We start from the raw sequence: 25592 nt of genomic DNA, 5'->3' as shown, positions 1-25592 counted from the left end.
CTATTATACAGAATGTGGGGAAGGTGTCAAGGAAAAAAACGGGAAAATCCGGGGGTTCTCAAATTGTGTGAAAAAAGGGTGCAAAAATGGCGGTATGATGATAAAATAGGGGCAGATAATTTGATAGAAACCGTTATAACGGTTCTGGGGGATCAAAGGAGGAACATTTCATGCAGGATAAGTATATGGCATATGTGGGTTCTTACTCATACAACGGTCAGGCAAAGGGAATTACCGTGTATGATGTGGATGTAAAAAAGGGAAAATTTATCTACCGGTGCGAGGTGGAAGTGGACAACTCTTCCTATTTAACTGTTTCACATGACGGGCGGATGCTCTATTCCATCGCGGACGAGGGCGTTGTGGCGTTCCGGATTCTGGAAAACGGCGCACTCAGCCGTGTGAACAGCGCAAATATCAAGGCGATGCGCGGCTGCCATATTGCGACCGATGCGGAGGACAAGTTTATCTTCGTATCCGGCTATCATGACGGCAAGGAGACGGTGGTCCGCCTGAAACCGGACGGTTCTATCGGGGAAGTGACCGACGGAGTTTACCACAAGGGACTTGGAAGCGTGGCAGAGCGTACGTTCCGCCCGCATGTGAGCTGTGCGGAGCGCACGCCGGATGGCAGATTCCTGCTGGTAGCCGATCTGGGAATTGACCAGGTCAAGATTTACAGGTTTGATGGCGAGAAGGGAACCCTTTCATTGGTGGACGCGATCCGCTGTGATTTGGAATCTGGTCCGAGACATTTCATGTTCAGCAAGGATGGAAAATTCTTGTATTTGATGTATGAAATCAAAAATGTGATTGATGTATACACGTATGAAACGGGCGATCGTGTGCCGAAGATCGAGAAGATCCAGACGATCCCATCGACCGCACCGGAGCGCACCAGCCAGCTGACTGCAGCGTGCACGATCCGGATGTCCGAGGACGAGACACATCTGTTCTGCAGCAATGCGGGCGATAATTCAGTCAGTGTCTACGAGCGCGATGCACAGACGGGGCTTTTGAAGCTGCTCTGCTGTCTGCCGATCAGCGGCGATTACCCGAAGGATATCGCGATTTTCCCGGATGGGAACCATCTGGCGTCGATCAATCACGGCAGTAACAGCATTTCTTTCTTCCAGGTGGAATATAAGGAGAAGCTGCTGGTGATGAGCGGACGCAGTGTTTCGGTGAATGAGCCAAACTGCTGTGTGATTACAAAGGTACCTACGAGAGGAAAGAAAGCAGACTAAATGGTAGAAGGAGTTAATAGCGAGAATGGCAGGATCAACATACGGAAAAATACTGACAATGACAACGTGGGGCGAATCCCACGGCGCAGGCGTGGGCGTGGTCGTAGATGGCTGTCCGGCGGGGCTTGCGCTTTGTGAGGAAGACGTTCAGCGTTATCTGGACCGCCGCAAACCGGGGCAGAGCCGTTTTACGACGAAGCGCAGCGAGAGCGATACGGTGGAGATCCTGTCAGGCGTTTTTGAAGGGCGGACGACGGGCACGCCGATCTCGATGCTGGTGTGGAACCAGGATCAGCATTCGAAGGATTACAGTGAGATCGCCAGTTATTACCGTCCCGGACATGCGGATTATACCTTCGATGAAAAATACGGTTTCCGGGATTACCGGGGCGGCGGACGTTCTTCGGGACGCGAGACGATCGGACGCGTGGCAGCAGGCGCTATCGCGGCAAAGCTGCTGGAATCCTTGAACATTCAGGTAAAAGCATACACGAAAGCGATCGGACCGGTGGAAGTGGCGCCGGATCGGTTTGATCTGGCGGAATGTGAAAAGAATAAGCTGTATATGCCGGATGCTGCCGCAGCCGCAGAGGCAGAGCAGTATCTGGAAAGGAAGATGGCGGAGAAAGATTCTGCTGGCGGTATCGTGGAATGTGTGATTGCCGGTCTTCCAGCAGGGCTTGGCGAACCGGTTTTTGATAAATTTAATGCGAACCTGGCAAAGGCAATCTGCTCGATCGGTGCCGTTAAAGGCTTCGAGATCGGAGAGGGTTTCCATGCGGCGCAGATGGCAGGAAGCGAGAACAACGACGCGTTTGTCATGGATCCGGATGGGAGCGTTGGCAAGGCGACGAACCATGCAGGCGGCATTTTAGGTGGTATGACGGATGGAAGCGAAGTTGTGTTCCGTGCGGCATTTAAACCGACCCCGTCGATTGCCGCAGAGCAGAGAACCGTCAATAAGAGCGGCGAGGAGATCGGCATCAGCATCAAGGGACGCCATGATCCGATCATTGTGCCGAGAGCGGTTGTCGTGGTTGAGACGATGGCGGCATTTGCGGCGGCGGATATGCTGCTGGGCGGCATGACGGCGCGGCTGGATCGGATTCAGGAGTTTTACCGGAAGTAAGGGAATGCAAATAAAAATTTTGGAAAAGCTGCGGCGGGCTCAGCCTGTTTGGTCCGCGGCTTTTTCTGGCATTAAATCAGGAGGCAGCAGGATGAGTGCAACAGGAATTTCAAAAGAAATAGAGACAGCAGGACAGTTAGAGGAGCTGCGCCAGGAGGTACGGATTGCCGCAGAGGAACTTCTCAGTGCGGCAAACATGAAGCCGGGACAGATTTTGGTGGTCGGATGCTCGTCCAGCGAGATTGCATCGCATAAGATCGGTTCCTATTCCAGCGCCGAGATCGGAAAAGCGGTGTTTGAGGAGCTGTATGCAGTCACCAAGTCGCAGGGGCTTTATCTGGCGGCACAGTGCTGTGAACATCTGAACCGGGCGCTGATTGTGGAAGAAGAAGCGGCGGAAAAATATGGTCTGGAGATGGTAAACGTCGTGCCGCAGCTAAAAGCAGGCGGTTCCTTTGCAACGGCAGCCTATGCGGGATTTGAACATCCGACAGCCGTAGAGCGGATTCAGGCACACGCGGGCATCGATATCGGAGACACTTTCATCGGTATGCACCTGCGCCCGGTTGCAGTTCCGGTGCGGACCTCGATCCGTGCGATCGGCGGCGCCCATGTGACGTGTGCGAGAACGAGGCTGAAATATATTGGCGGAGAGCGGGCGCATTATCTGGATGCGAAATAAAGAAAATGAGGAGTAAAAAAAACGTGGAAATCAGGAAAAATGATGAATTTGAACTGACAATCGAAGATATGAGCGAAGATGGAGCCGGGATCGGAAAGCAGGACGGCTATATCTGGTTTGTAAAAGATGCCGTGATCGGGGATCGGATCCGGGCGCGGGCGATGAAAATGAAGAAAAATTACGGCTTTGCCCGTCTGATGGAGGTGCTGGAAGCATCCAAAGACCGCGTGATGCCGGAATGCCCGGTCGCAAGACAGTGCGGCGGCTGCCAGCTTCAGATGATGAGTTATGAGGCACAGCTTCATTTTAAGGAGCGCAAGGTCTACAATAACCTGCGCCGGATCGGCGGGATGGAGAATCTGCGGCTGCCGGAGCGGGCGGATGAAGTGAGTGTGCCTGAGAATGTATCTGAAAGAAATACATCCGAAAGGATGGAGACAACCGATGCGGGGGTGAAAGCAGAGAACGTGTCGGGGAAAAGTGCCGGGGAAGGTGTGGATAAAACTATCACCATGGAGCCGATCCTGGGGATGGAGCACCCGTGGCGCTACCGCAACAAGGCACAGTTTCCGTTTGGACGCGATAAGGATGGAAGAATCATTGCCGGATTTTACGCGGGACGCACCCACCATATTGTGGAAGCGGAGGATTGCCTGCTGGGTGTCGAAGAAAATGCGGTAATTCTGGATATTATCAAGAAAATCATGGAAGAATACCAGATTGCGCCATATGACGAGGAGACGCATAAGGGTCTAATTCGCCATGCATTGATTCGGAAGGGATTTTCAAACGGCGAGCTGATGGTCTGTCTCGTCATCAATGGAAAGAAGCTGCCGCACGCGGATATTTTTGTGGAACGCTTAAAAGAAGTCCCTGGCATGACCAGTATTTCCTACAACATCAATCAGGAAAAAACAAACGTGATTCTTGGTGCGGAGCTTGTAAACTTATACGGACCGGGCTATATCACAGATAAAATCGGAAATGTATCGTACCAGATTTCGCCGCTTTCTTTTTATCAGGTCAATCCGGTGCAGACGGAAAAACTCTATGGAACGGCGCTGGAATACGCGGGGCTGACCGGTGGGGAGACTGTATGGGATCTGTACTGCGGAATCGGAACCATTTCCCTGTTTCTGGCGCAGAAAGCGAAGAAAGTGTACGGTGTAGAGATCGTCCCTCCGGCGATCGAGGATGCCCGCCGGAACGCGGCATTAAATGGCATGGAAAATGTCGAGTTTTTCGTCGGAAAAGCTGAAGAGGTACTTCCAAGGGAGTATGAAAAAAATCAGGTCTATGCCGATGTCATCGTCGTCGATCCGCCGCGCAAAGGCTGTGACAGCGTCTGCCTCGACACGATCGTCCGGATGCAGCCAAAGAGAGTGGTTTATGTCAGCTGCGATTCCGCTACACTGGCGCGCGATGTGAAATATCTGGGAGAGAGAGGATATGAGGTGGATCGAGTGAGGTGCTGCGATATGTTTGGAATGAGCGGACATGTGGAGACGTGTTGTCTACTCGTTAGGGAATGCGCAAACGATGATGAGATGGTATCCATAAAGGTTGATTTAGAAGGGATACAGTTGAATCAAGGTGAATATAAGCCGGAAGAAAAGCCGACATATGGAAACATCAAGAAGTGGATTAAGGAGAGATACGGCTTCAATGTAACAAACCTTTATATCGGTCAGATTAAGGATAAGCTAGGTATGGAGAAGCGTAAGAACTACAATATCGGCTCTGGAGAAGGTAGGGTGTCTACTTGTCCACAGGAGAAGGAAGAGGCTATTATGGAGGCATTTAAATACTTTAGATTGATATAAAAATGAAAGGAGGCATTGGTATAGGGGGTTATTTGATTTTTTTAAGAAACAAAGTAATCAACAACAGAATATAGGAATGAAAGTGGAAATCAGTACTCCAAAGGTTTCATTTGAAACGGATGAGGTTATTCCAATTGAAAAGAGAATAAAAGGTCAGCCGCCAACTTGTGATGGTTTGTATCCGCATGAAATACTTGTCCGTAGCTATTCACCGCATTTTGTTGTAAATGGAGAAAACTCTTTTGCAGGATTTTGGTGGTATAAATATGGAATTAAGGATGTAATGAAAATAGTTGAATCCTTAAAAGGAAAAGGGCTTATACAAATTGGCTCAGTAAAAGATGCCGTTAATATGGAAAAGCTTCCTGCTATAAAAGAGGAACTGAAGAAGCGCGGTCTTAAAGTATCTGGAAAGAAGGAAGAATTAGTAACAAGGCTTTTAGAAAATGCCACAGAAGAAGAGTTAAATACAGTGTTTCCTAAAAGACCATTTCAACTTACAGATACAGGAAGTGAACTATTAAAGAAGTACGAATGGATACCATTTATTCATTCAAACAATATTGAGGATTTAGATATATGGAATTTGACAGCTCTTGTTCAGCAACCACCTTATACCAAGTATCGTGACAAAATATGGGGCTATCTTAATCAACGGGGCGGTGTTCATATGAAAGAAGGAAACTTCGGATTATATCGAAATAGCAGATTTACTATGTCGGAGTTTGTAGCAAGTGAAGGTAAGAAGGATATTGCTTTTGGTCTTTTATGTGAAGTTGTAGCCTATGACTTGAGTGGATTGTCTAATGGATTTAGAATGGATTTTTTGGACATGTATTCAAAGTTCTTTTTCTCTTATGAAAATTCAAATCACACGATGGCTCCAGAAATAACAAAGCGAATACAAGAATATGGAGAAAAATTTGGATGGTCTTCAGATGAACTCCGTCAACAGTTAGTAACAGGAATTTCTAAAATCAAGCTTCCTTTTAGGCTGTTTACCAATGAAGAGTGTGCGGATATTATAATGGCAGAAATTGTTGGTGATAAGGATAAACTTAATGTAATTTATCACCAAGCAGAGGTTAGATTTAAGCAGCAATATAAGAAAAAGTAGTATTATTTGAGCAGCCCTCTTCGGAGGGGTGTTTTTATTTACAAATATTGAAAATATCTCTTGCTAAAACGCTATAAAAAAGCTATACTAATGCTACTAAAGGAAGGTGAGAAAAATGGCATTGTCGGATGAGATAATATACATAAGAAAAAAAGGGTTTTACACGCAGGTTGAGTTCGCTGAACGCATTGGAGTATCTTATTCAACTGTTAACCGATGGGAAAATGGAAAGATGAATCCTAATGTTTCTGCAATGAAGCGATTAAAAGCATATTGTGATGCCTTAAATATAGAATTTGGAAATGTTGAAAAAGCATGGTTAGATCGCTCTTTGGAAGACGAAAAGAATGAGAAAAACAAATAAAGTATGCTTACAAATACTTTTGTCTACGACATAATGAGTTTTGGGAAAAATATAAATATTCCTGGACTTTTATTGTTGGCTATGGTACGATTAAAATGAAATAACAAGGAGGTGGCTATATGCCATATGCTATAGATTTATTTTGTGGAGCAGGAGGATGCTCTGAAGGACTGATACAATCAGGATTTCATATCCTTTTCAGTTCGGATATAAGTGATATGGTAGAGGTGACGTATAAATATCGTCATGCACAGTTAGGACTTATACAAGGTCAAAATACTTGGTTTGAAAGAGCGGACATCAGAAATCTTCATGGAGATTTTATCAATCAAAAAATCAGTGAATTAGAGATTTTTCGTAATCAAGATGTTCCAGAAATTGACTTGATGATAGGAGGACCTAGTTGTCAAGGTTTCTCTCGCGCAGGAAGGCGTGATAAAGAAGATCCGAGAAATTTATTATTTGGAGAATATGTTAGAGTAATAAGCGAAGTAAAGCCTAAATACATTGTTCTTGAAAATGTGGAGGGCTTTATGGATATGCAGTTTTTGGGCTATAAAGGATTAAATTTATATGATGAGGAGGGAAATCTTGTTGAGGAAGGACCAGTGTATCCAGATGGTTCTGTTACACCGAATATATTAACAGCTGAGTTAAATAGAATTGGTTATAGCACTTTGGAACCAAGTATTTTGAATGCAGCAGATTATGGTGTTCCACAGAGAAGAAACAGAGTTATTTTTATTGGATATCGAAATAATCTGCCTGCCCCTTCATATCCAGAGCCTACAGTTGAAGCCGGACATCATCTATCCTTAAGGGATGCTATTGGTGATTTAGTAAATGATGCCAATATAAGAAATAGAGTTAATCAGAGACTATCTGATTATCAAAGAGATAGTAGAGCAGGTAGAACACCATCATTTGTTACAGGACAGCCAATTCCTTGTGATAGAAGGCATCTTCAAAATCTTGAACTTCCTAATGCAACAGATGTTGTTTTGGAAAGATTTGACTTGTTTAATCAAGGTGAATCGGGTTCTATGTTGAGAAAAAGAATAAAAGAGCAGGGAATAGATACTACAGGCAAAAATGCACTGATTCAACTTTGTTGTGAAAAACTAAATATGCAAGCGGATGAGGTTGTTAATTTGTTTAGAAATGTGAATGCTCCAGATGATGCTATCGATATACTTCTAACAAAGAAAAATATTCGACAGAGATTAGATTCTACAGAGCCATCACCAACCGTAGTTACACTTCCAGATGACTATATAAATCCGTGGGAGGCAAGAACAATTAGTGTTAGAGAAATGGCTAGGTGCCAATCATTTGATGATTCTTTTGAATTTCTTGGGAAGAGAACTACTGGGGGGCTGAAAAGACGTGTTGAGGTGCCACAGTGCACACAGGTTGGAAATGCAGTTCCGCCTTTATTAGCGAAAGCAGTTGCAGACGAAATTATGAGAGTTTTATAAGATAAAGGGTAGCCCATTAATTGGACTACCCTTTGTTTGTTCAGTGAATGTGAATTATATATCAATATGATTACAGTTCAACAACTTCGATTTCACCAAATAAATCTGATTTTGCATACGGTTTTATACGCCATGCATTACCGTGATTTTTTCCTATGTAACGACCTTCTTTTGTTGTGTAGCCACGCCAATCATAAGTGATAATACCAGACTTGATTAATGAAAGAAAGGTTGTAAACTGTGGGGCTCTAGAAAACTCAATTTCATTGTATTTGAACTGAACCATCCCATCAATTTCTCTGCTTTCAGCTTTGACCCATAGAGTTGATGGATGTTTTGCATATAATTGTTGACGTAAGTCATCAAAATGCCAATATGCAGCAACTTCAGGTTTTCCAGTATTTGAATTACGCCAAACAAGATTTACTGTACGTTCTTCATCATTAACATGAAGATAAAAGCCTTGATTGTTTTGTGGGGCGTCCATTGAACCGATGGTAATGTAAAGGCTATTGGCACCAGGATGCTTATCTGATTCATATCCATATATTCTAGCAAATGCGGATACTCTGTTTCTATCTGATGGTTCATATTCTGCTACTCTAGTACCTTCAAATTGTGGACGCAAAGTGAAAAGAGTATCTAGAGTATTGCTACCACCTTTGGATTTTACTTCAATTAGTCCATTGTAATCTGCGTCAACACGGTTATTTGTATTTATTCCTAAAAGACTTTCTAAAGTGTCTCCGACATCCTTCGGTGCTATTGGACCGTATCCTTTTGAATTATCAAAGAAACCACCATGAATAATTTCATATAAGCGAGGTTTGATTCGATAGAACAAATCGGTAATGGCATCCATACCAATGGCATTGAGTAAATCATTTTCGGTTGGAATATTGTGAGTAAGATTGATTATGTATATTACAGGAGTGCCATCGGTTTGTTTGAAAATGGAAATATAGAGAAGATCGCCTTCATTGATTTCTCCAGATTCCATTTTGCGTTTTATTGTTTCGATGGAAAAACGTCTATCACCACGATTATTTGATACACGATAGAACTTTAATTTGATAACATCAGTTTTACCATGCTGAACAAATAATGCATCATATGTCACACCATATTTGCCACCATGCTCTAACTGCTCATAGTCGACAAGTCCATTGTCAAATAATAAATCTCTTAGAATACCATTAGCATCTAAATTGTTTTTGTCAATCATTGTATAAGTCATACGGATTAAAGCATAATCTTCATTGCGATATTTACGTATCATATTAATCACATTTGTTTCATCTGAATAAGGTGTAAAAATCATATTTTTTCCTCCGTTCTTGAAAATAAACTGTACATATCTGCATCAACTGTGTAAGCCATTGCATATAAGGTCCTAATTGTTGGATTTTGTGCTTTACGATGCATAATTCTACTTACAATTGCGGTTTGAATATCAGTTGCTCCATAAAATTCAATCTGTTTAAGCTGTTTGTTTCTCATAACTTTTTGAATGTTTTCAATGAAAACAAGAAGATAATCATCTTCAGTAAAAGTTAATGAGTTGAATGAATTGTCACTTAATAAATCATTGAAATAATTTCTTGAAAACAAAGCAGGAAATGGTGCATTTAATTTACGAGCAAGGTTAAGTGCTGTTATGTATTCGATATTTTGTTCGCCGTATTCTAATAATGAAAGGCAACCACGGTCGTATTTTATTGAAGAGGCTAATTCAGCAATACCGAGTCCTTGTGCTTCGCGAGTTTTTCTAATATTGGCACCAAATACTAATAAGATATCCTTTGGGTTAAATTCTGAATTCAAACTGATCACCTCCTGACATTATTTATTATATTCGAATATGCCCTCTTATTCTTGACTTATAACCGTCAATATAGGGGGTAAATGATAGCGACACCAAATTCAATCTTAATATTTTTTCTAAAACCGTAAGATTTCACCCCTTCCCAAAGCTACATATTAGGAGGCGGTGATTTTTCTGTTTTCTCCGTTTCTTTGCTCTCGCAGATTTACCGTCTCCTAAAAATAAATAAAGCCTGATTACGTATAAGGGCTGGTATTTCATATCTGTAACCACAAGGTGAAGGATATGAGTTACTAGGATAACTATGCCCTTTTTGTAATCAGGCTATTTTTATGTCTAGTTATGTCAGCTCTTTTCGTGACAGACGGGAAGGACGGTATATGAAGACAGTTAGTTACAAAGATCCGTATGAACCACTTTCTGTAGTCATACAGATTAATGACGATGATGAGGAAGGCTTGGAGGAAATATTGGCATTTTTAAATGATGATGCAGGGCTGACACAGAACATGGAACGAAAGGAAAGATACCACACGAAGTATCACTTGGAAGGTCTTACCTATGACGGAGTTGATTATGCATCGCAAGAAGACTTGGAGGCAGACGTGGAGATGAGTGAGGAGGAGAAGCTGATTGATGCTTGGATGCAAGAAAACCTTACGGTGGTACAGTATCAAAGGTTCAAGCTTTTTATTGAAGGGTTATCCATCCGCGAGATAGCAAAAACAGAAAGCATTGATTACAGTTCTGCAAATGAATCTATCAAGGCATCGCAGAAAAAACTCAAGAAAATCTGTGAAAATACCCCATCAAAATGCCCTTTTAAATCTCCGTATAGTGAGAACAAGAGAAAGGAGGAATAAGCCGATGTATGAGAAACTACCGCAGGAATTAAAGGACTATCCGTATATGAAACTACGTAACGAGGTTATTTCTCTTGAGAATAGTCTTAGGGAGGTAGAGGATACTATTAAGAGCATTGAGAGTCAGCAGGTTACAAAGGACAATTTATTTCGCTTTATACTTGAGTTCGGTAGAGCCTATAAAGGTTTGTCGGAAATTGAGAAGAAAAATCTTGCTAATCAGTTTATAGAAAAGATTGAAATTTTTCATGAGGAAAGAGATAATGGTTCTGTGATTAAGAGTGTCACATTTCGTTTTCCTATCAAGCTTGGAGGAAAACAGTTTGAGAAGATAGAGGTCAACGGACAAACGAGTGGTGACCTCGTTGAGACGGTTGTCTTGATGTCAAGAAAAGATAAATAAGTGCCAGAAAGTGGCGTATTTCCTGGCTTTTTCGGAAGTTGGGATGTAAGACCCGACATCTGAAAAGGCCCGGTTTTCTTATATGGAAACATATCTACGGCAAAATATGTGTCAGGTTGTAACCTCGGATTGGATGTCACGATTTGAGACAGTGGATTAGATGTCAGGCATTTCGGGCTGATTTTTGAAAAACGGAAAGAGCTGACAACCAATCCGGCAACTCGACCGTTTTTGGTGTTTGTAGGCAGTGGAATAGATGTGAAGGAAAAATTCGGTGAATCGGGATTTGAGGAGATAGAATAGTGAGAACATATAAGAATAAAGACGAACTTAAAAACGAGATAAATAAAAGCTTTGCAAAGTATATATCAGAATTTAATGATATTCCGGAATCCTTAAAAGATGAGAGAATTGATGAGGTTGATCGAACTCCTGCAGAAAATCTTGCTTATCAGGTTGGATGGACAGCGCTCATTCTTAAATGGGAAGCAGACGAAAGAAAGGGTATTCAGGTCAAAACTCCCTCTGATAACTTTAAGTGGAATCAGCTTGGTGAATTATATCAGTGGTTCACAGATACATATGCGCACCTGTCACTGCAAGAGATGAAAGACATGTTGAATGAGAATATTAATTCTATTTATACAATGATCGATTCGCTAAGTGAGGAAGAATTATTTAAACCACATATGAGAAAATGGGCTGACGAGGCAACTAAAACAGCTGTCTGGGAAGTATACAAATTCATACATGTTAACACAGTTGCTCCATTCGGAACCTTTAGAACTAAGATTAGAAAATGGAAAAAGATAGCACTATAACTTTCAATTTTTGTGGCTATAGAAAATATCCTCCCGGCCATCATGGTCGAGAGGGTTTCGTGCATCTATGGGATTATTCATCAATCTCAATTTTCAGTCCGGATTTAAGCTCCACAGTGAAGTGGCCCTCCCAGACGATGGATTTGCAGCCACGATTGTGCCAGTGGATTCTGCGGAACATTTCGCCACATTCGCCGCAAATGACAATCTGAGCAAAGCCGTGGTTGCAGCTGCAGAAGCGCTTTTTGCCCTTGACGGTTTCAAACGTTCCCCATATTCCCCATATCCGACACAGGAATCAAACTGTGTCAATAAAAAGAATATTTGCTGATTTCTCATGAACGTGATACACTTATAGATAAGTTGTATCGGCTGTCGCTCACGACCGTTTCGGCGGTGTGAAAATGAGAAATTCCGGCACCGGAGGCTTTCAGAGTCACGATCATGGGACCGTGCGAAAGTTCCGGTGCCTTTTTAGTAAAGATATGGACTTGCTTATTCAAGAAGTCTGCGGGAGGCGCTGCGCCCTGATGAAAGTGGCAGAGAGTATTTGGGGTTGCTGTTCACGTATGCGTGAACAATAACTATTTTGAGCGGTATTTGAGAAAGGAAACAGGAGATGGATGACAAAAAAATAGCCGTACTGATCGATGCGGAAAATGTGTCCGGCAAGTATATCAAGCTGATTTTAGATGAGGTCAGCAATTATGGAAGTGCGACATACAAGCGCCTTTACGGCGATTTTCAGACGCCGAGCGTGCGGGCGTGGATGAAGAACCTGCGCGACTATGCGATCACGCCGGTTTTCCAGTACAATTATACGCAGGGGAAAAATGCCTCCGATTCGGCGCTGATCATCGATGCGATGGATATTTTATATTCGGGCAATGTGGATGGCTTCTGTATCGTCACCTCGGACAGTGATTTTACGAAGCTGGTGCTGCGCCTGCGTGAGTCAGGCATGACGGTGATCGGCATGGGAGAGCGCAAGACGCCGAATGCGTTTGTCTCGGCGTGTGAGACATTTAAATTCCTGGATATTTTATTAAACGATGAAAATCCGTCGCAGAATCCGTCCCTGCCGCAGACGCGCAAGGAGAGTGAGGCGGATGGTTCCAGAAAAGAGGCAGAGAAAGAAAGCGATCCGAATGCAGTCAGCAATATTCCGAACATGGAGGAGATGGAGAAAGAGATTATCTCGATCATCAACACACATGCGGACGATGACGGATGGGTGGATTTATCGGAGCTGGGAGACAACCTTCCAAAGCGTGTGCCGGGATTTGACCCGCGAAATTATAAATGCACGAAGTTGAAGCAGTTTATCGAGCTGTTTGATTCCGTTGAGGTTCGGTCAGCGCGCAATCCGCACAATAAGATTCTGTCGATCATCTATGTGCGTGTCAAACAGAAAGAAGAAAAGCCGGTACTTTCCAAGGTACGGCGCGGCGGAAAACGGAAGAAGGATGCGGACGCGGAAGAATAGTAAGCATATGCGGTTCGTATGAGAATAAAAAGTTGCAGAAGCGGTTGTGATTCGTATGAGGCTGGAAGAATGCAGCAGTGGTTGTAGTGTTGTGTCAGCTGTTACAAAGACAGACTGTAAATTGAAAAGTGAAGGATAGAAGATAGGAGAGACAGGAACATGACAAAGGAAGAGCTTGCATTAGAGGTAATTGACCGCCTGAAAAAAGAATATCCGGATGCGGGTTGTACGCTGGACTACAATCAGGCGTGGAAACTGCTGGTCAGTGTCCGTCTGGCGGCGCAGTGTACCGATGCGCGTGTCAATGTGGTAGTCAAAGGATTGTTTGAGAAATATCCAAATGTGGCGGCATTGGCGGATGCCCCGGTGGAAGACATCGAGGCGATTGTGAAGCCGTGCGGTCTGGGACACAGCAAGGCGCGGGACATCAGCGCCTGTATGAAGATGCTGCGCGACGAGTACGGCGGGCATGTGCCGGATGATTTTAACGCTCTGTTAAAGCTTCCGGGAGTCGGCAGAAAGAGTGCCAACCTCATTATGGGGGATGTGTTTGGAAAACCGGCGATCGTCACGGATACGCACTGCATCCGCCTGGTAAACCGGATAGGGCTGGTGGAAGGAATCAAGGACCCGAAGCGCGTGGAAATGGCACTCTGGAAGCTGATTCCACCGGAGGAAGGCAGCGATTTCTGCCACCGCCTGGTGTATCACGGGCGTGAAGTCTGTACGGCGCGGACGAAGCCGTACTGTGACAAGTGCTGTCTGCAGGATATCTGCGCGAAGGCAGACGTGGAGTAGAAAGTCTGAAAAAGTCATGGAAACAGATGCAGATAGGAAAAGGATGACAGGAGGCAGAAAAATGGACGAAGAACGGCAGGAGACAGCGGATTGGCGTATCGTCTGGCAGATGTTTTTTCCGTGCGTCATCAGCGATTTAATCGGCGGATGTGTGGATGTGCTGGGACATCTGGAGGGAAATGCGGGAAGAACCGTGTCGTCGTTTCTTACATTTGCTGTGATTTATCCATTTTACTGGCGGAGGATCCAGAAAAAGAAAGAAAACAGGCGCATAGCAGAGGCAGACGGGATGAAAGAGCAGGTCTCTCCACAGATAAAGACGACAAAGGAAGAAAAATGTGGATATTTCTGGGAAAAAGTGCCGGATGTGTGGAAAATCCTGCTGGGGGCAGCTGCGTTCAGTGCTGTGTTTAACATGATTTTCTGGGCATTAGAAAAAAAGGAGATTTTCCTGGGAGTGCTGCATATTGCAGTGCAAAAGGTTCGGATGACTGGGCAGGCAGCTGAAGCGGTGTCTCTGTGTTTGAAAATGCCTCAGGGGGATATGCTTGCGGCAGCTCTGGGAAAAGGTGCGTCGGAGGGCACCGCCGCTTTATTTTCCGGCGCCCTGTGGCAGCAGTTCTTTCTCATGGGCATTGCCGCCCCACTTTCCGAAGAACTGCTGTTTCGCGGCATTATATTTGAGCGCCTGCGTATGGCGCTCCCATTTTTCTGGGCGGCACTTGGGTCGGCGGCATTTTTCGGGTTGGTGCATGGAAACTGGGCGCAGGGGATTTATGCGGCGCTCATGGGACTTATACTGGCGTGGCTGTATGAAAAAAAGAACCGTCTGTGGGAACCTGTGTTATTTCACAGTGCAGCAAATTTGACGGCGATGCTGATGCGGGGGCTTCTCTGGCACTGGTGAGGACATAAAAATACAAACAATTTCGAGAACGCAGGATTGTGTTTGCTCGAAGAAAGAACAGGAGGAGATACTACGATGCTTTCATTTGCAAGCGATTATACAGAGGGCGCCTGCGAGGAGATACTTCAGAAGCTGGCGGAGACGAACCGGGAGAGTCTGCCGGGATATGGCATGGACCGCTACTGCCAGAGTGCCGCCAGAAAAATACAGGAGGCGACCGGATGCCCGGAGGCGGAGGTTTATTTTCTGGTGGGCGGTACCCAGACGAATGCGGCCGTGATCAGTAGCATGCTTGCACCGTATGAGGGCGTAGTGGCAGCGCAGACAGGGCACGTGAGTATTCATGAAGCCGGGGCGATCGAGTACACCGGGCATAAGGTGTTGCAGCTTCCGGAAAAAGATGGGAAGATTGATCCGTCGGATCTGCAGGAATATCTGCAAAATTTCGAGGCGGACGCAAACCATGATCATATGGTATTTCCGGGAATGGTGTATCTTTCCCATCCGACGGAATACGGAACCTTATACAGCCGGAAGGAGCTGCAGGCGATCTCGGAGATCTGCCGTTCGTATGAAATCCCGCTCTATCTGGACGGGGCGCGTCTTGGATATGGTCTGGCGGGAGAGAAAAATGACCTGAGTCTTTCGGAGATTGCGCATCTGTGTGATGTATTTTATATCGGCGGCACGAAGGTGGGCGCATTCTGCGGAGAGGCAGTTGTATTTGGTGAGAAAAAGAATGTTCCGGCGCATTTTATTACCCGGATCAAGCAGCAGGGCGCGCTGCTGGCAAAGGGACGCCTGCTGGGAATCCAGTTTGACGTGCTGTTTACAGACGGGCTGTACGAGCGCCTGGGACGCCATGCGGTAGAGATGGCGGCGGCTTTAAAGAAAGGATTAAAACAGCGCGGTTATACGTTTTTCCGTGAGTCCCCGACCAACCAGCAGTTTGTGATCTTGGAAAATGACCGGATGGAGCAGATTGAAAAAGAGGTTTCCGTGAGCTTCTGGGAGCGGTATGACGAGGATCACACCGTTGTCCGTTTTGCGACGAGCTGGGCGACCAGAGAGGCGGATCTGGAACATTTGTGGGAGATTTTAGATCGGATTGAGGCAGAAAGAGAGAAGTAGAGATGGAACGTAATGTAACGATGGCGGAGATTTCAGATGGAAAGCTGTACAGCCGGGACGATATGGTAAAAGCCGGATGCGATGATTGCCGGGGCTGTTCGGCGTGCTGCCACGGAATGGGTAATTCGATCGTGCTGGATCCATATGATGTGTACCGTCTGACCACCTTGCGCGGGGACACGCTGGAACATCTGCTGGAGGAGAAAAAGGTGGAGTGGAACGTCGTGGACGGACAGATTCTGCCGAATCTGGCTCTCCGGAGCGGGGCGGATGAAGCCTGTGGGTTTCTCGATGAAGCAGGGCGCTGCCGGATCCATGCATACCGGCCGGGTATCTGCCGCCTGTTTCCACTGGGGCGCTTTTATGAAAATGGAAGTTTCCAGTATTTTCTCCAGATTCATGAGTGTAAAAAGGAAAACCGGACGAAAGTCAAAGTGAAAAAATGGATTGATACGCCAGATTTAAAGCGGTATGAGGCGTATATCAGCCGGTGGCATTATTTCTTAAAAGATATAAGAATGGCGGAAACGGAGGCGGCGCAGAAACTTTTGGCAGAACCATGCATCGGAACGTCGGAGGAACAGGAGATACAGAAGAAAAACCGTGCCGCTGCGGCAGCCGGGCGCGAAAAACGGCGCAATCTGTTGATTATGAAACTGTTCTATCTGCTTCCGTATGATGGAGAGAAGGACTTTTACGAGCAGTTTGAAAAGCGGATGCAGATGGCGGAGCGGAGTTTGCGATAAATCCTTTGTTGAAGACAAATCCGCAAGGATGTTTGCCCCCAGCTGTGAAGAGGCTGAACCGTTTTGACAGAGTGAAATAAGAAAGGAGATTACCGATGCTTCATACGGATTTTCACACCCACACCACGTTCTGCGACGGAAAGAGTACGCCGCGGGAGATGGTGGAGGCGGCATACCGGATGGGAATGACCGATTTGGGCGTTTCAGGACATGCTGATTTTTCGATGTTTGAGCCGGGATTCGGGATGGACGACGAGAAGCTTCGCCAGTATACCGAAGAACTTCAAGAACTCCAGGAGGAATACCGGGGAAAGATGAATCTCTATATCGGGATCGAGCTGGATGGACTGGGACCGGTGCAGAAAGCAGAGTACGCGATCGGCTCGACCCATGCGCTCATCAAGGATGGCGAGTATGTTTGTGTGGATGATACGGAAGAGAAACTGGTAAAAGCAGTCGAGACGCTGTGGCATGGTGACTGGTACGCGTTTGCACGGGAGTATTTCGAGGCAGAGGCGCAGATTTATGACCGGACAAAATGCGATTTCATCGGACATTTTGACCTGTTGACAAAATTTAACGAGGGATATAAACATTTTGACGAGACGAAAGACGCCTATCTGGAACCGGCGATCACGGCGATGCACAAACTGGCGGCTCTGGGGATTCCGTTTGAGATCAACACAGGCGCCATGTCCCGCGGCTATCGGAGTGCGCCGTACCCGTCCGCAGCTCTGTTAAAAGAGCTGTGTGCCTGCGGCGGACGTATCCTCATCAACTCCGACAGCCACAGTACCGACACGATCGGATATGGGTTTAAGCAGGCGCAGGAGCTGGCGGTGGCGTGTGGATTTAAAAGTGTGTGTGCCCTGAAACCGGGTGGCGGATTTAGGGAGATACTTCTTGTATAAAAAAGACAGAAAGAAAAATATACAAATTCTAAATTTCAAGCTAAAAAATGCTGAAAATAAAGCCGAAATGATTTTATTTTTGGTGAATCGTTTTCAGAGAACCCTGCTATAATATGAGCCGTAACAAGGAGATAGATACTTAACAAAACCCCATGGCTGAGGGCTGCTAAGCACAATGTGTTTTCCACACAGGGTGTGCGGAAGGCGCAGATCAGATTTTTGGAGGAAAAGACAAATGACTACTTTAAAAGCTGAAAAAAGAAGCATGGATGTTAAGGCAAAGAGACTCAGAAGAGAAGGCTATGTAACAGGCAACGTATTTGGCAAGAAGATTCAGGGCTCCATTCCTGTTAAGATGGAAAAGAAAGACGTGGATCGTCTGCTGAAGACCGAGACCAAGGGCGGACAGATTATGCTGGATGTAGAAGGTGAAGTCTACGATGTCCTGATCAAGGAAGTTGACTATGATGCAATGGCAAATCAGGTTGTAGAGATAGATTTCCAGGCGCTGGTAAGCAATGAGAAGGTTCATTCCGTTGCTGAGATTATCTTCGAGAACCACGACAAGGTAGAAGCTGGCGTTCTGCAGGAGGTACTGAAAGAAGTATCGTACCGCGCATTACCGGCTGCACTGGTTGAGAAAGTCAAAGTTGATGTTGGTGAGATGGAGATTGGTGATACGATTCGTGTCAAAGACCTTTCGATCGCAAAAGATAAAGACATTGATATTCTGACCGATCTGGAGGCAGTAGTTGCTACCGTCACAGCGGTTCACAACAATGTACCGGAGACCGATGAAGAGGCTGACGCAGAAGAAGCTAAATAATTGAAGCGCAGTGCCAGGATGAAGCGAAACGGGATGCTGTCCGCAAGGCAGATAAAAAGTTTCGCGGAATGATTGAAACATGAGAAAAGGCGGATGTACTGACCAGATGGTCGGTATATCCGCTTTTGAATTTTGTATAAACTTTTTTTGCAGACGGTAAAAGAGGATGAGGTTATGGCTCCATATATGCGTCATAAATTTCCGGATCAATATTCTCGCGGATATTCTCATATATGCTTCCAGCCGCCTCCCGGATGGCATCGCGCGTTTCATCCGAGAGAGTTAAAATCGCGGTGCCGCTCGCTTCGATCGTAGCGATACGGTTGGAGATGCGCGCGTCGGACTGTTCTCTGGCATACTCGGTCGCGGTTTTGGCTGCCTGCGTCATGATTTCCTGTTCTTCTGGAGTCAGGTTCTGGAAGAAATCGTCATTGACAATCAAGGAGATCAGATGCGGCAGGTGGTTCGTCTCGACCACATAATCCTGCTGTTCGTAGAGACGGTTGGAGACGATGACCTCATACGGGTTCTCCTGCGCGTCGATCGTGTGCTGCTGGAGACCGATATACACCTCGCTGAAGGTCATTGGCGTCGGATTGGCGCCGATTGCTTTCCAGAATGCGAGATGATAGCTGTTTTCCATGGTACGGATTTTCTGCCCTTTGAAATCTGCCAGGGAGTAAACTGGTTTATTTGTGCTCATGATGCGGAATCCTTGATCTGCCATGCCGAGCAGGTGGTAACCGCCGTCGGTGTACACCTGGCTGATGAGATTGTAAAAATCCGGATCATCCAGCTTTTTGCGGCAGTCATCCAGCGAATCAAAGACGCATGGAAGGTCAAAAACGGCGAGATCCTTCATGAAAGAAACCTGAGGGGCGGTGTTCTGCACGACAAACGGGATATCGCCGTCCGCGCACGTTTCGAGCAGGTCGCGGTCACCGCCGAGTGTGGAGTTGGCGTAAACCTGAATCCGCATTGCGCCGTTGCTTAAGTCATGTACTTCCTCCGCAAATTTTTCGGCAAACAGCTGCGTTACCGTGTCCTCCGGGCTGGCGGTCGCCAGTGGCCAGGAATAGCGCTGTTCTTTCTTGCTGGAGGCGCAGCCGCTCAGCGCAAGCGAGGCGCCGAATAAAAGAACCGACGAAGAAATGAGCGCCGTAGCGAATCGGGAAGAAGTCCGGCATCGGCGGGACACTAGGTTTGAAATATAAATCATAATGGGAGATCCTTTCAAATTTAAAAACATCCATTTCATATGTGAAATATTCCATTCACAGCCTGAAAGCGTGAAGCAGGTCGTTATATGAAATCTTTCAGAACTTCAACATTTCCAAGCGTCCATTCAGCATTATAACAATCCCAGCGACAAAGCCGGTATAAACGTAATCAGCAGCAGCGCCACCAGGAACAATCCAATCATCGGCATCGCTTTTTTGGCGATCGCCATGATCGGGACGTCGGTCAGGGAGCTGGCGACAAAGAGGTTGACGCCGATCGGCGGGGTTACGAAGCCGATTGCCAGATTGACAACCATGATCACACCGAACTGGACCGGATCCATGTTGATCGCTGTCACGATCGGGAGCAGGATCGGGGTCAGAATCAGGATCGCCGGGGTTGTATCCATGACCATTCCCACGATAAGCAGGAACAGGTTGATGACAAGCAGGATCATGACCGGGCTGTTGAAATGCTCCAGGATAAAGCTGCTGACCGCCTGCGGCACCTGCATCAGGGTCAGGACTCTGGAAAATGCCGTGGAAGCTGCCAGAATAAAGAGGATCGGTGTGAATGTGCGGATCGCTTCCACAAAAATCGGCGGGATATCCCGAAATTTCATGGTCCGGTAGAGGAACAGGCTGACAAACAGGGCATAGAAAACGGAGATAACTGCTGCTTCCGTGGGGGAGGCGATGCCGCTGTAGATACAGCCAAGGATGATGACCGGGCTTAAGAGAGCGAAAAAGCTTTCGCGCAGCACCCGGAACAGTCCTTTTTCGTGCAGCAGATGGATTTCAGCGTGGATTTTTTCTCTATCTTCACCGTAACGTCGGCAGTGATAGATGGCATACAGCATCAGGAGCAGACCAATCATCAGACCCGGAATGACGCCGGCTAAGAACAGGCTGCTGACAGAGGCACCGGACGCCATGCCGTACATGATAAACGGGATACTCGGCGGAATGATAACGCCCAGACCGCCTGCGACTGCCACGATCGCGGTAGAGAAAGTCCGGTCATAGCCGAGGGCGCTTAAAATCGGAATCGTCATGCTTCCGACGGCTGCGACGGTTGCCGGGGCAGAGCCGGAGATAGCGCCGTAGAAGAGGCAGGTCACGATGACCGCGCATGGCATACCGGCGGTAAAATTGCCAAGAAAGAAGGCGAATACGTCAAACAGCTTCTTGGAAATACCGCCCTTTGCCATGATGATGCCGGATAAGACGAACATCGGCACGGCGAGCAGGGGAAAAGAATCCAGTCCGCCGAACATGGCGCGGATCAGATACTTAGCGCCGACCGTGAAGGACGGGTCAAAAACGGAAGGGAGAACCGAGGCGATACCGAGCGTGATCGATACCGGGATCGCGATGACAAGCAGCACGACAAAGATAACAAATAAGAGAGCAGCAGGCATCAGTGTTCCTCCTTTCCAGATGGTGTATTTGCCTCGATGAGAGATTCGATTTCATTGGATTCCTTTTCCGGCATATCTGCATTTGCATGGATAAAGGATTCCGGTGTATTGCGCTCCGGGTGGGCCGGATCGTAGACATCTTCGCCGCGGGCAACCTTAAATTCGATGATCCAGCGCTGCAGAATGCGGAATGTTACCAGAAGAAAGGAAACAAACGGCGCTGCCTGAATATAGTACATCGGAATCCCGCAGGCGGGGGATAACTGTCCGCTGTGAATGGCGGACATCATGTAAGAGTATGCAAATGGGATCATATAAAGGAAAAAAATCAGCTCAAAGGTGTGGTTGACAACCTTAAAAAGAGCCTTACCTCTGCGTGGAAAGGCAGCGACGAACTGTTCGATCTTGATAGACAGGCACTTTTTGCTGCAATAGCTGACGCTTAAAAAACCGCTCCAGATAAAGAGAAAACGGGTAACCTCCTCGGACCAGGACAGAGACTGCCCAAGCGCGTAGCGGGAAAATATCTGGATTCCCATAATGAGTGTCATCGCAGCCAGCATGACAACCAGCAGAAATTCTTCCAGGTTTTCATCCAGCCAGTGAAGTGTTTTTTTCATGAATAATCCCCTTGTAAATACGGATAATAGGTTGCTGTTTATGCAGGCACGTTTGAAAACGGATGTGCCGCTTGATAACAATAATAGACCTGCGATGGAGGTAGCAGGTCTTGAGTGCCTCGCGGAGAATTCCCACGTACCCGCAGGCACAGGGATTTCCGGGAGTAAAAAAATAGGTGGCTAAAAGTATAATATAGGCACTTTTGGAACCGAAAGTGCCGTAAGATAGCGTGGTGGCAGCTGGAATTTGCCGTATTTAAATGCGAAGCCACGGCAAATTCAGTTACTGGGCACGTTAGCGTGAACAGTAACCGAATAACTGTATAAGCCAGATATTACATCGCACTGTGAAGCAGTCCCAGTACAGTCTCCAGCTCCTTTACGCCCATCTGACCCGGTGCGGATGCCTTCTTGGCAGCGCCGAAGGTCATGGAAGAACCAAATACCTCGCCGCAGAGACGGCTGATAACGCCGGTGCCAGCCATCGACATGGTAATGATTGGACGGTCCGCATAGAGGGAAGTCATTTCCTCAGTGGCAGAGAGAAGTGTTAAAACATCTTTCTTGTTCTGCGGCATAACTGCGATCTTCGGGATATCTGCATTCATATCCTGCATCTTACGCAGGCGGTAGATGATGTCGGATTTCTCCGGCGTCTTGTGGAAGTCATGGTTGGAAGCGATGACTTTCACGCCAGCAGCATGTGCACCGTCTATGATCTTGGTTACAATCGCGTCGCCGGTAAAGATCTCTACGTCAATGAAATCGACATAGCCGGTCTGAGCTGCCTTGATGTTCAGCTTTGCGTAATCTTCCGGCTCGATGGATTTCTCGCCGCCCTCTTTGGAGGTACGGAAAGTCATCAGAATCGGAGTCTCGCCGAGAACGGCACGCAGTTCCTTTAAGACATCTTCTACCTTCTCAAAATCAAAGACACCCTCGAACCAGTCTGCACGCCATTCTACCACATCAACCGGAATAGAATCAAACGTTTTTGCCTCGTCGATGATTTCCTGTTTGGTAACGCCTACGATCGGAACGATGATCTTCGGTGTGCCGGAGCCGATTTCGATATTTCTAACTTTGATAGTATTCATAATCAGAGAATCCTTTCATTTTATCAATAAATATTTATTTGTCGCTTTCTGCCAGAGACACCATTTTCGCGTAGCGGGCATTGACAAAGAGTCCTAAGAGAACGCCGATGGCAGTCAGTACGATATTCATTATCATAACATGGGATGGTGCCATTTTGGAAGCGGCAGTCAAAATTGTGTAATTGCATAAGGAAGAAGCAATCATAACCAGTGCGGTTACGGTTCCCTTGATCTTCGGGAACAGCATGTTGCAGACGGAGGTTACAATCTGTAACAGACCGCCCGCGCCTGCCCAGCCGATGATGAAAGCGCCTGCAATCATAAGGGTCTGGCTGTGACCGATGAGTACGGCAACCAAAGTAACGAGGCAGATAACCGGGTAAACGAGGATGAAACGTACATCCTTGATTTTACGGGTCAGCAGGGAGGTGACAACGAGCGCCATCAGGGTACCTGCGGAATAGTAGGTCTGCATGATGGACGGGTTCGCCCAGCCTGCATTTTCTTTTGCGAAGTTCTGCGCGCAGTTTAACCATAACTGGAAGGTACCGGTGCAGGTGAAACCAATCACGATCATGGCGATGGACTCAAACGAAAAATTTGTGTGTTTTAAGCTGGCGATGAGTCCCTCGGATTTGCCCTCTGCCTTCTGCTCAGAATCTGGCAGCGGGAACAGGAAAATAAGTACAAATAAAACAGCGTAAATAATACCGCATCCGATAAATAACGGATTGTAAGATACCATGCCGGTGGCGGTGGTTGTCACAGCAACACCGAGTACGAACGGCAGAAGCATCTGCGCGATCGCGATGAAAAATTTGATCCCCATGGTAGCGACACCCGGAGCACTGCTGATAATCTCGGCAACCGCCGGATAGATACCGGTATCAAGGAACGAGTTGGAGATACCTCCGATGATCGCGCATACATAAGCAATCTGGTAGCCGCCGTTTTGTCCGGCGCTGAATGCAAAGGCAAGTCCAATCAGGTAAACCGCATAGGAGGCGCTGCCGATGGCGGTTGAGATTCGGCGTCCCAGTTTGTCGGAAAGTGGTCCGGCAAATGGAAGTGCAATCAGACGTCCGAGTCCTAAAGCAGCGGAAATCGCGGTGATCGCCATTGCCTCAACGCCCCAGGCTGCGGCAAGCGCTTCCTTGATGACTGCCTGTCCGAGAATCGAACAGCCGACGCCATGGATAAAGTAGTTTAAGTACATGATAAGTGCACTTGGCAGATATTTCTTGTTCATGATTTTCTCCTTAATTCAAGATCCGCCTGTCGTGCTGCCGTTTCGGAAACCGGGCGGATGATGGCTGATGTTCTGTCACAAACACAAAGGAGATGCCGATATAAAAAGTTCTGTTTTAGTGTTAGAAAAATAACACGTTTGATGCCTTTATTCTAATAATTATTATAGCCGAAGTCTAATACTTTTATAGCAAAAAAACAATGCATTTTAAGCATTAATGTGTTATAAATATGATTATGGGTTACTGTTCACGGGTAGGCACTTTTGGAACCGAAAGTGCCGTAAGAAAACGTGGTGGCAGCAGGAATTTGCCGTATTTAAATGCGAAGCCACGGCAAATTCCGTTACTGGGCACGTATGCGTGAACAGTAACGATTATGGAAGTTTGGTGTGATGCATTTACGGCTGATATTGCGAAGAGTTAATACGAAGATACATAAAGACGGGGGACGTTAGGAATGACATTGAATCAGATTTTATATTTTCAGAAGATAGCGAATCTGGAAAATTATCATCAGGCGGCGGAAGAATTATATATATCACAGCCATCCCTGAGCCGGTCAATGGCATCACTGGAAAATGAGCTGGGCGTGACGCTCTTTGAAAAAGAAGGACGCGGGGTGACCCTGACGAAGGCGGGGAGGATGTTTTTGGAGTACGCGGACCGGATTCTCACAGACTGCCACATCGCGGTCGGAAAAATGCGGGAGATTTCGATGGATGGAGGAAAGATCGACATCGGTTATGTCTTTCCACTGGCCGGTCACTATATCCCGCACCGGGTCAAGCTCTTTTTAGAACAGCCGGAAAATCAAAAGGTTGTGTTTAATTTCTGGCAGAATCACACACCGGCGATTGCAAAAAAGGTAAAAACGGGTGAATTAGATGTAGGCTTTGGCGGCTGTCTGGAAAAGGATGACATGGAATTTTTCCCGGTGGCGAACCAGAAGCTTGTCATCATCACGCCGAAGGATCACCCGCTGGCAGAGCGGGAGAGTATTCCATTTGCGGAGCTGAACCGGTATCCGGTAATTGGATACGATAAGGACTCCTGGATGGGGACGCGCACCCGCGCGCTCTATGCGAAATACAACATTCAGCCGGACATCATTGTGGAGTGTCCGGACGAATATTCGATCGTCGCGCTGGTGCGGGAGAGTTTTGGCATCGCACTGATGCCGCGCACGGATATTCTGGAGCTTTCTCAGGGAGTCTGCATTCATCCGATTGAAAATCTGGACATTTATCACCAGATTTTTATGTTCTGGATGAAAGAACGCTACCGGCTTCCGGCGGTGGAACGCTTTATTGAATATATGAAACAGCAGGCGCGTCAGGACGGTCTGCAGGCGGAAAGGGAAACCGATAGCAAAAACGTATTGAAAATTTACTTGAAAGATATTGTTAATTTTTAAGCAAAACGGTTAT

26 protein-coding genes are annotated in these 25592 nt (G+C 46.5%); 19 read left to right on the top strand and 7 right to left on the bottom strand.

The genetic code is table 11. From position 1 onward, the window contains the following. Positions 1 to 170: 170 nt before the first annotated feature. The 7 genes from PG862_RS11115 (at position 171) to PG862_RS11085 (ending at position 7840) form a co-directional block, all read left to right on the top strand. Positions 171 to 1247, top strand: a complete 1077-nt coding sequence (locus tag PG862_RS11115; protein ID WP_118673279.1) for a lactonase family protein — start codon at positions 171 to 173, stop codon at positions 1245 to 1247. A 25-nt stretch (positions 1248 to 1272) separates the two neighbouring features. Further along, positions 1273 to 2376, top strand: a complete 1104-nt coding sequence (aroC, locus tag PG862_RS11110) for a chorismate synthase (RefSeq protein WP_118673280.1) — start codon at positions 1273 to 1275, stop codon at positions 2374 to 2376. Positions 2377 to 2467: 91 nt separating this feature from the next. Beyond that, positions 2468 to 3058 carry a TIGR01440 family protein gene (locus tag PG862_RS11105; RefSeq protein ID WP_022358840.1) on the top strand — a complete coding sequence of 197 codons (591 nt, stop codon included), beginning with the start codon at positions 2468 to 2470 and terminating at the stop codon, positions 3056 to 3058. A 29-nt stretch (positions 3059 to 3087) separates the two neighbouring features. Next, complete coding sequence (gene rlmD / locus PG862_RS11100; RefSeq protein WP_456298771.1) at positions 3088 to 4881, top strand: 23S rRNA (uracil(1939)-C(5))-methyltransferase RlmD; 1794 nt, start codon at positions 3088 to 3090, stop codon at positions 4879 to 4881. Between the two features lie 76 nt (positions 4882 to 4957). Continuing rightward, complete coding sequence (locus PG862_RS11095) at positions 4958 to 5998, top strand: SAP domain-containing protein (protein WP_118673281.1); 1041 nt, start codon at positions 4958 to 4960, stop codon at positions 5996 to 5998. A gap of 115 nt (positions 5999 to 6113) precedes the next feature. Next, positions 6114 to 6362 carry a helix-turn-helix domain-containing protein gene (locus PG862_RS11090; protein ID WP_118673282.1) on the top strand — a complete coding sequence of 83 codons (249 nt, stop codon included), beginning with the start codon at positions 6114 to 6116 and terminating at the stop codon, positions 6360 to 6362. A 119-nt stretch (positions 6363 to 6481) separates the two neighbouring features. Then, positions 6482 to 7840: a DNA cytosine methyltransferase gene (locus tag PG862_RS11085; RefSeq protein WP_118673283.1), complete on the top strand. Its 1359-nt coding sequence runs from the start codon at positions 6482 to 6484 to the stop codon at positions 7838 to 7840. 70 nt (positions 7841 to 7910) lie between these two features. On the opposite strand, the gene PG862_RS11080 is transcribed toward PG862_RS11085, so the two are convergent. After that, complete coding sequence (locus PG862_RS11080) at positions 7911 to 9161, bottom strand: MvaI/BcnI family restriction endonuclease (protein ID WP_118673284.1); 1251 nt, start codon at positions 9159 to 9161, stop codon at positions 7911 to 7913. Next, positions 9158 to 9664, bottom strand: coding sequence for a helix-turn-helix transcriptional regulator (locus PG862_RS11075; protein ID WP_118673285.1), 507 nt, complete (start codon positions 9662 to 9664; stop codon positions 9158 to 9160). The genes PG862_RS11080 and PG862_RS11075 overlap by 4 nt, the downstream gene beginning before the upstream one ends. A gap of 381 nt (positions 9665 to 10045) precedes the next feature. Between PG862_RS11075 and PG862_RS11070 the strand changes: the two genes are divergently transcribed. From PG862_RS11070 to PG862_RS11020, 11 genes are all read left to right on the top strand, one after another. Next, positions 10046 to 10528, top strand: a complete 483-nt coding sequence (locus PG862_RS11070) for a hypothetical protein (protein ID WP_118673286.1) — start codon at positions 10046 to 10048, stop codon at positions 10526 to 10528. Between the two features lie 4 nt (positions 10529 to 10532). After that, complete coding sequence (locus PG862_RS11065; RefSeq protein ID WP_118673287.1) at positions 10533 to 10931, top strand: hypothetical protein; 399 nt, start codon at positions 10533 to 10535, stop codon at positions 10929 to 10931. Between the two features lie 302 nt (positions 10932 to 11233). Continuing rightward, positions 11234 to 11752: a ClbS/DfsB family four-helix bundle protein gene (locus PG862_RS11060; protein WP_118673288.1), complete on the top strand. Its 519-nt coding sequence runs from the start codon at positions 11234 to 11236 to the stop codon at positions 11750 to 11752. A 67-nt stretch (positions 11753 to 11819) separates the two neighbouring features. Then, entirely contained in the window at positions 11820 to 12083 is a 264-nt protein-coding gene (locus PG862_RS14385; RefSeq protein WP_333563211.1) for a hypothetical protein, read from the top strand. 288 nt (positions 12084 to 12371) lie between these two features. Further along, entirely contained in the window at positions 12372 to 13238 is an 867-nt protein-coding gene (locus tag PG862_RS11050) for an NYN domain-containing protein (RefSeq protein ID WP_022358838.1), read from the top strand. A 159-nt stretch (positions 13239 to 13397) separates the two neighbouring features. Beyond that, positions 13398 to 14036: an endonuclease III domain-containing protein gene (locus tag PG862_RS11045; RefSeq protein WP_118492805.1), complete on the top strand. Its 639-nt coding sequence runs from the start codon at positions 13398 to 13400 to the stop codon at positions 14034 to 14036. A gap of 61 nt (positions 14037 to 14097) precedes the next feature. Then, a complete protein-coding gene (locus PG862_RS11040) occupies positions 14098 to 14943 on the top strand; it encodes a CPBP family intramembrane glutamic endopeptidase (RefSeq protein WP_270707404.1) in 846 nt (281 codons plus the stop codon). A 75-nt stretch (positions 14944 to 15018) separates the two neighbouring features. Continuing rightward, positions 15019 to 16074 (top strand): threonine aldolase family protein, encoded by a 1056-nt coding sequence (locus PG862_RS11035; protein ID WP_270707403.1) that lies wholly within the window; start codon positions 15019 to 15021, stop codon positions 16072 to 16074. Positions 16075 to 16076: 2 nt separating this feature from the next. Further along, entirely contained in the window at positions 16077 to 16820 is a 744-nt protein-coding gene (locus PG862_RS11030; RefSeq protein WP_270707401.1) for a YkgJ family cysteine cluster protein, read from the top strand. A 95-nt stretch (positions 16821 to 16915) separates the two neighbouring features. Continuing rightward, positions 16916 to 17731 carry a histidinol-phosphatase HisJ family protein gene (locus PG862_RS11025; protein WP_107001844.1) on the top strand — a complete coding sequence of 272 codons (816 nt, stop codon included), beginning with the start codon at positions 16916 to 16918 and terminating at the stop codon, positions 17729 to 17731. 235 nt (positions 17732 to 17966) lie between these two features. Next, positions 17967 to 18557 (top strand): 50S ribosomal protein L25, encoded by a 591-nt coding sequence (locus PG862_RS11020; RefSeq protein WP_022358832.1) that lies wholly within the window; start codon positions 17967 to 17969, stop codon positions 18555 to 18557. 172 nt (positions 18558 to 18729) lie between these two features. Here PG862_RS11020 and PG862_RS11015 read toward each other — a convergent pair whose 3' ends face one another. The 5 genes from PG862_RS11015 to PG862_RS10995 all read right to left on the bottom strand — a co-directional run bounded on the left by PG862_RS11015 (position 18730) and on the right by PG862_RS10995 (position 24164). Continuing rightward, the gene (locus tag PG862_RS11015; RefSeq protein WP_270707399.1) at positions 18730 to 19776 is read right to left on the bottom strand and encodes a TRAP transporter substrate-binding protein; all 1047 of its coding nucleotides are present in this window, start codon (positions 19774 to 19776) and stop codon (positions 18730 to 18732) included. A gap of 132 nt (positions 19777 to 19908) precedes the next feature. Further along, positions 19909 to 21198, bottom strand: coding sequence for a TRAP transporter large permease (locus PG862_RS11010; RefSeq protein ID WP_118472534.1), 1290 nt, complete (start codon positions 21196 to 21198; stop codon positions 19909 to 19911). Then, complete coding sequence (locus PG862_RS11005) at positions 21198 to 21818, bottom strand: TRAP transporter small permease (RefSeq protein WP_117796717.1); 621 nt, start codon at positions 21816 to 21818, stop codon at positions 21198 to 21200. The genes PG862_RS11010 and PG862_RS11005 overlap by 1 nt, the downstream gene beginning before the upstream one ends. Positions 21819 to 22153: 335 nt before the next feature. Next, complete coding sequence (gene aroD, locus PG862_RS11000; RefSeq protein ID WP_333563214.1) at positions 22154 to 22918, bottom strand: type I 3-dehydroquinate dehydratase; 765 nt, start codon at positions 22916 to 22918, stop codon at positions 22154 to 22156. Positions 22919 to 22949: 31 nt separating this feature from the next. Next, entirely contained in the window at positions 22950 to 24164 is a 1215-nt protein-coding gene (locus PG862_RS10995; RefSeq protein WP_118469297.1) for an MFS transporter, read from the bottom strand. 458 nt (positions 24165 to 24622) lie between these two features. On the opposite strand from PG862_RS10995, the gene PG862_RS10990 reads away from it, so the two are divergent. Continuing rightward, positions 24623 to 25579, top strand: a complete 957-nt coding sequence (locus PG862_RS10990; RefSeq protein ID WP_270234539.1) for a LysR family transcriptional regulator — start codon at positions 24623 to 24625, stop codon at positions 25577 to 25579. The last annotated feature ends 13 nt before the right edge of the window (positions 25580 to 25592 follow it).

This window comes from Clostridium fessum (assembly GCF_027698965.1).
In the GTDB taxonomy this organism is placed as follows: Bacteria; Bacillota; Clostridia; order Lachnospirales; family Lachnospiraceae; genus Otoolea; species Otoolea fessa.
The sequence above is the reverse complement of the archived record's forward strand: the minus strand, read 5'-3'. Positions and strand labels throughout refer to the sequence as shown.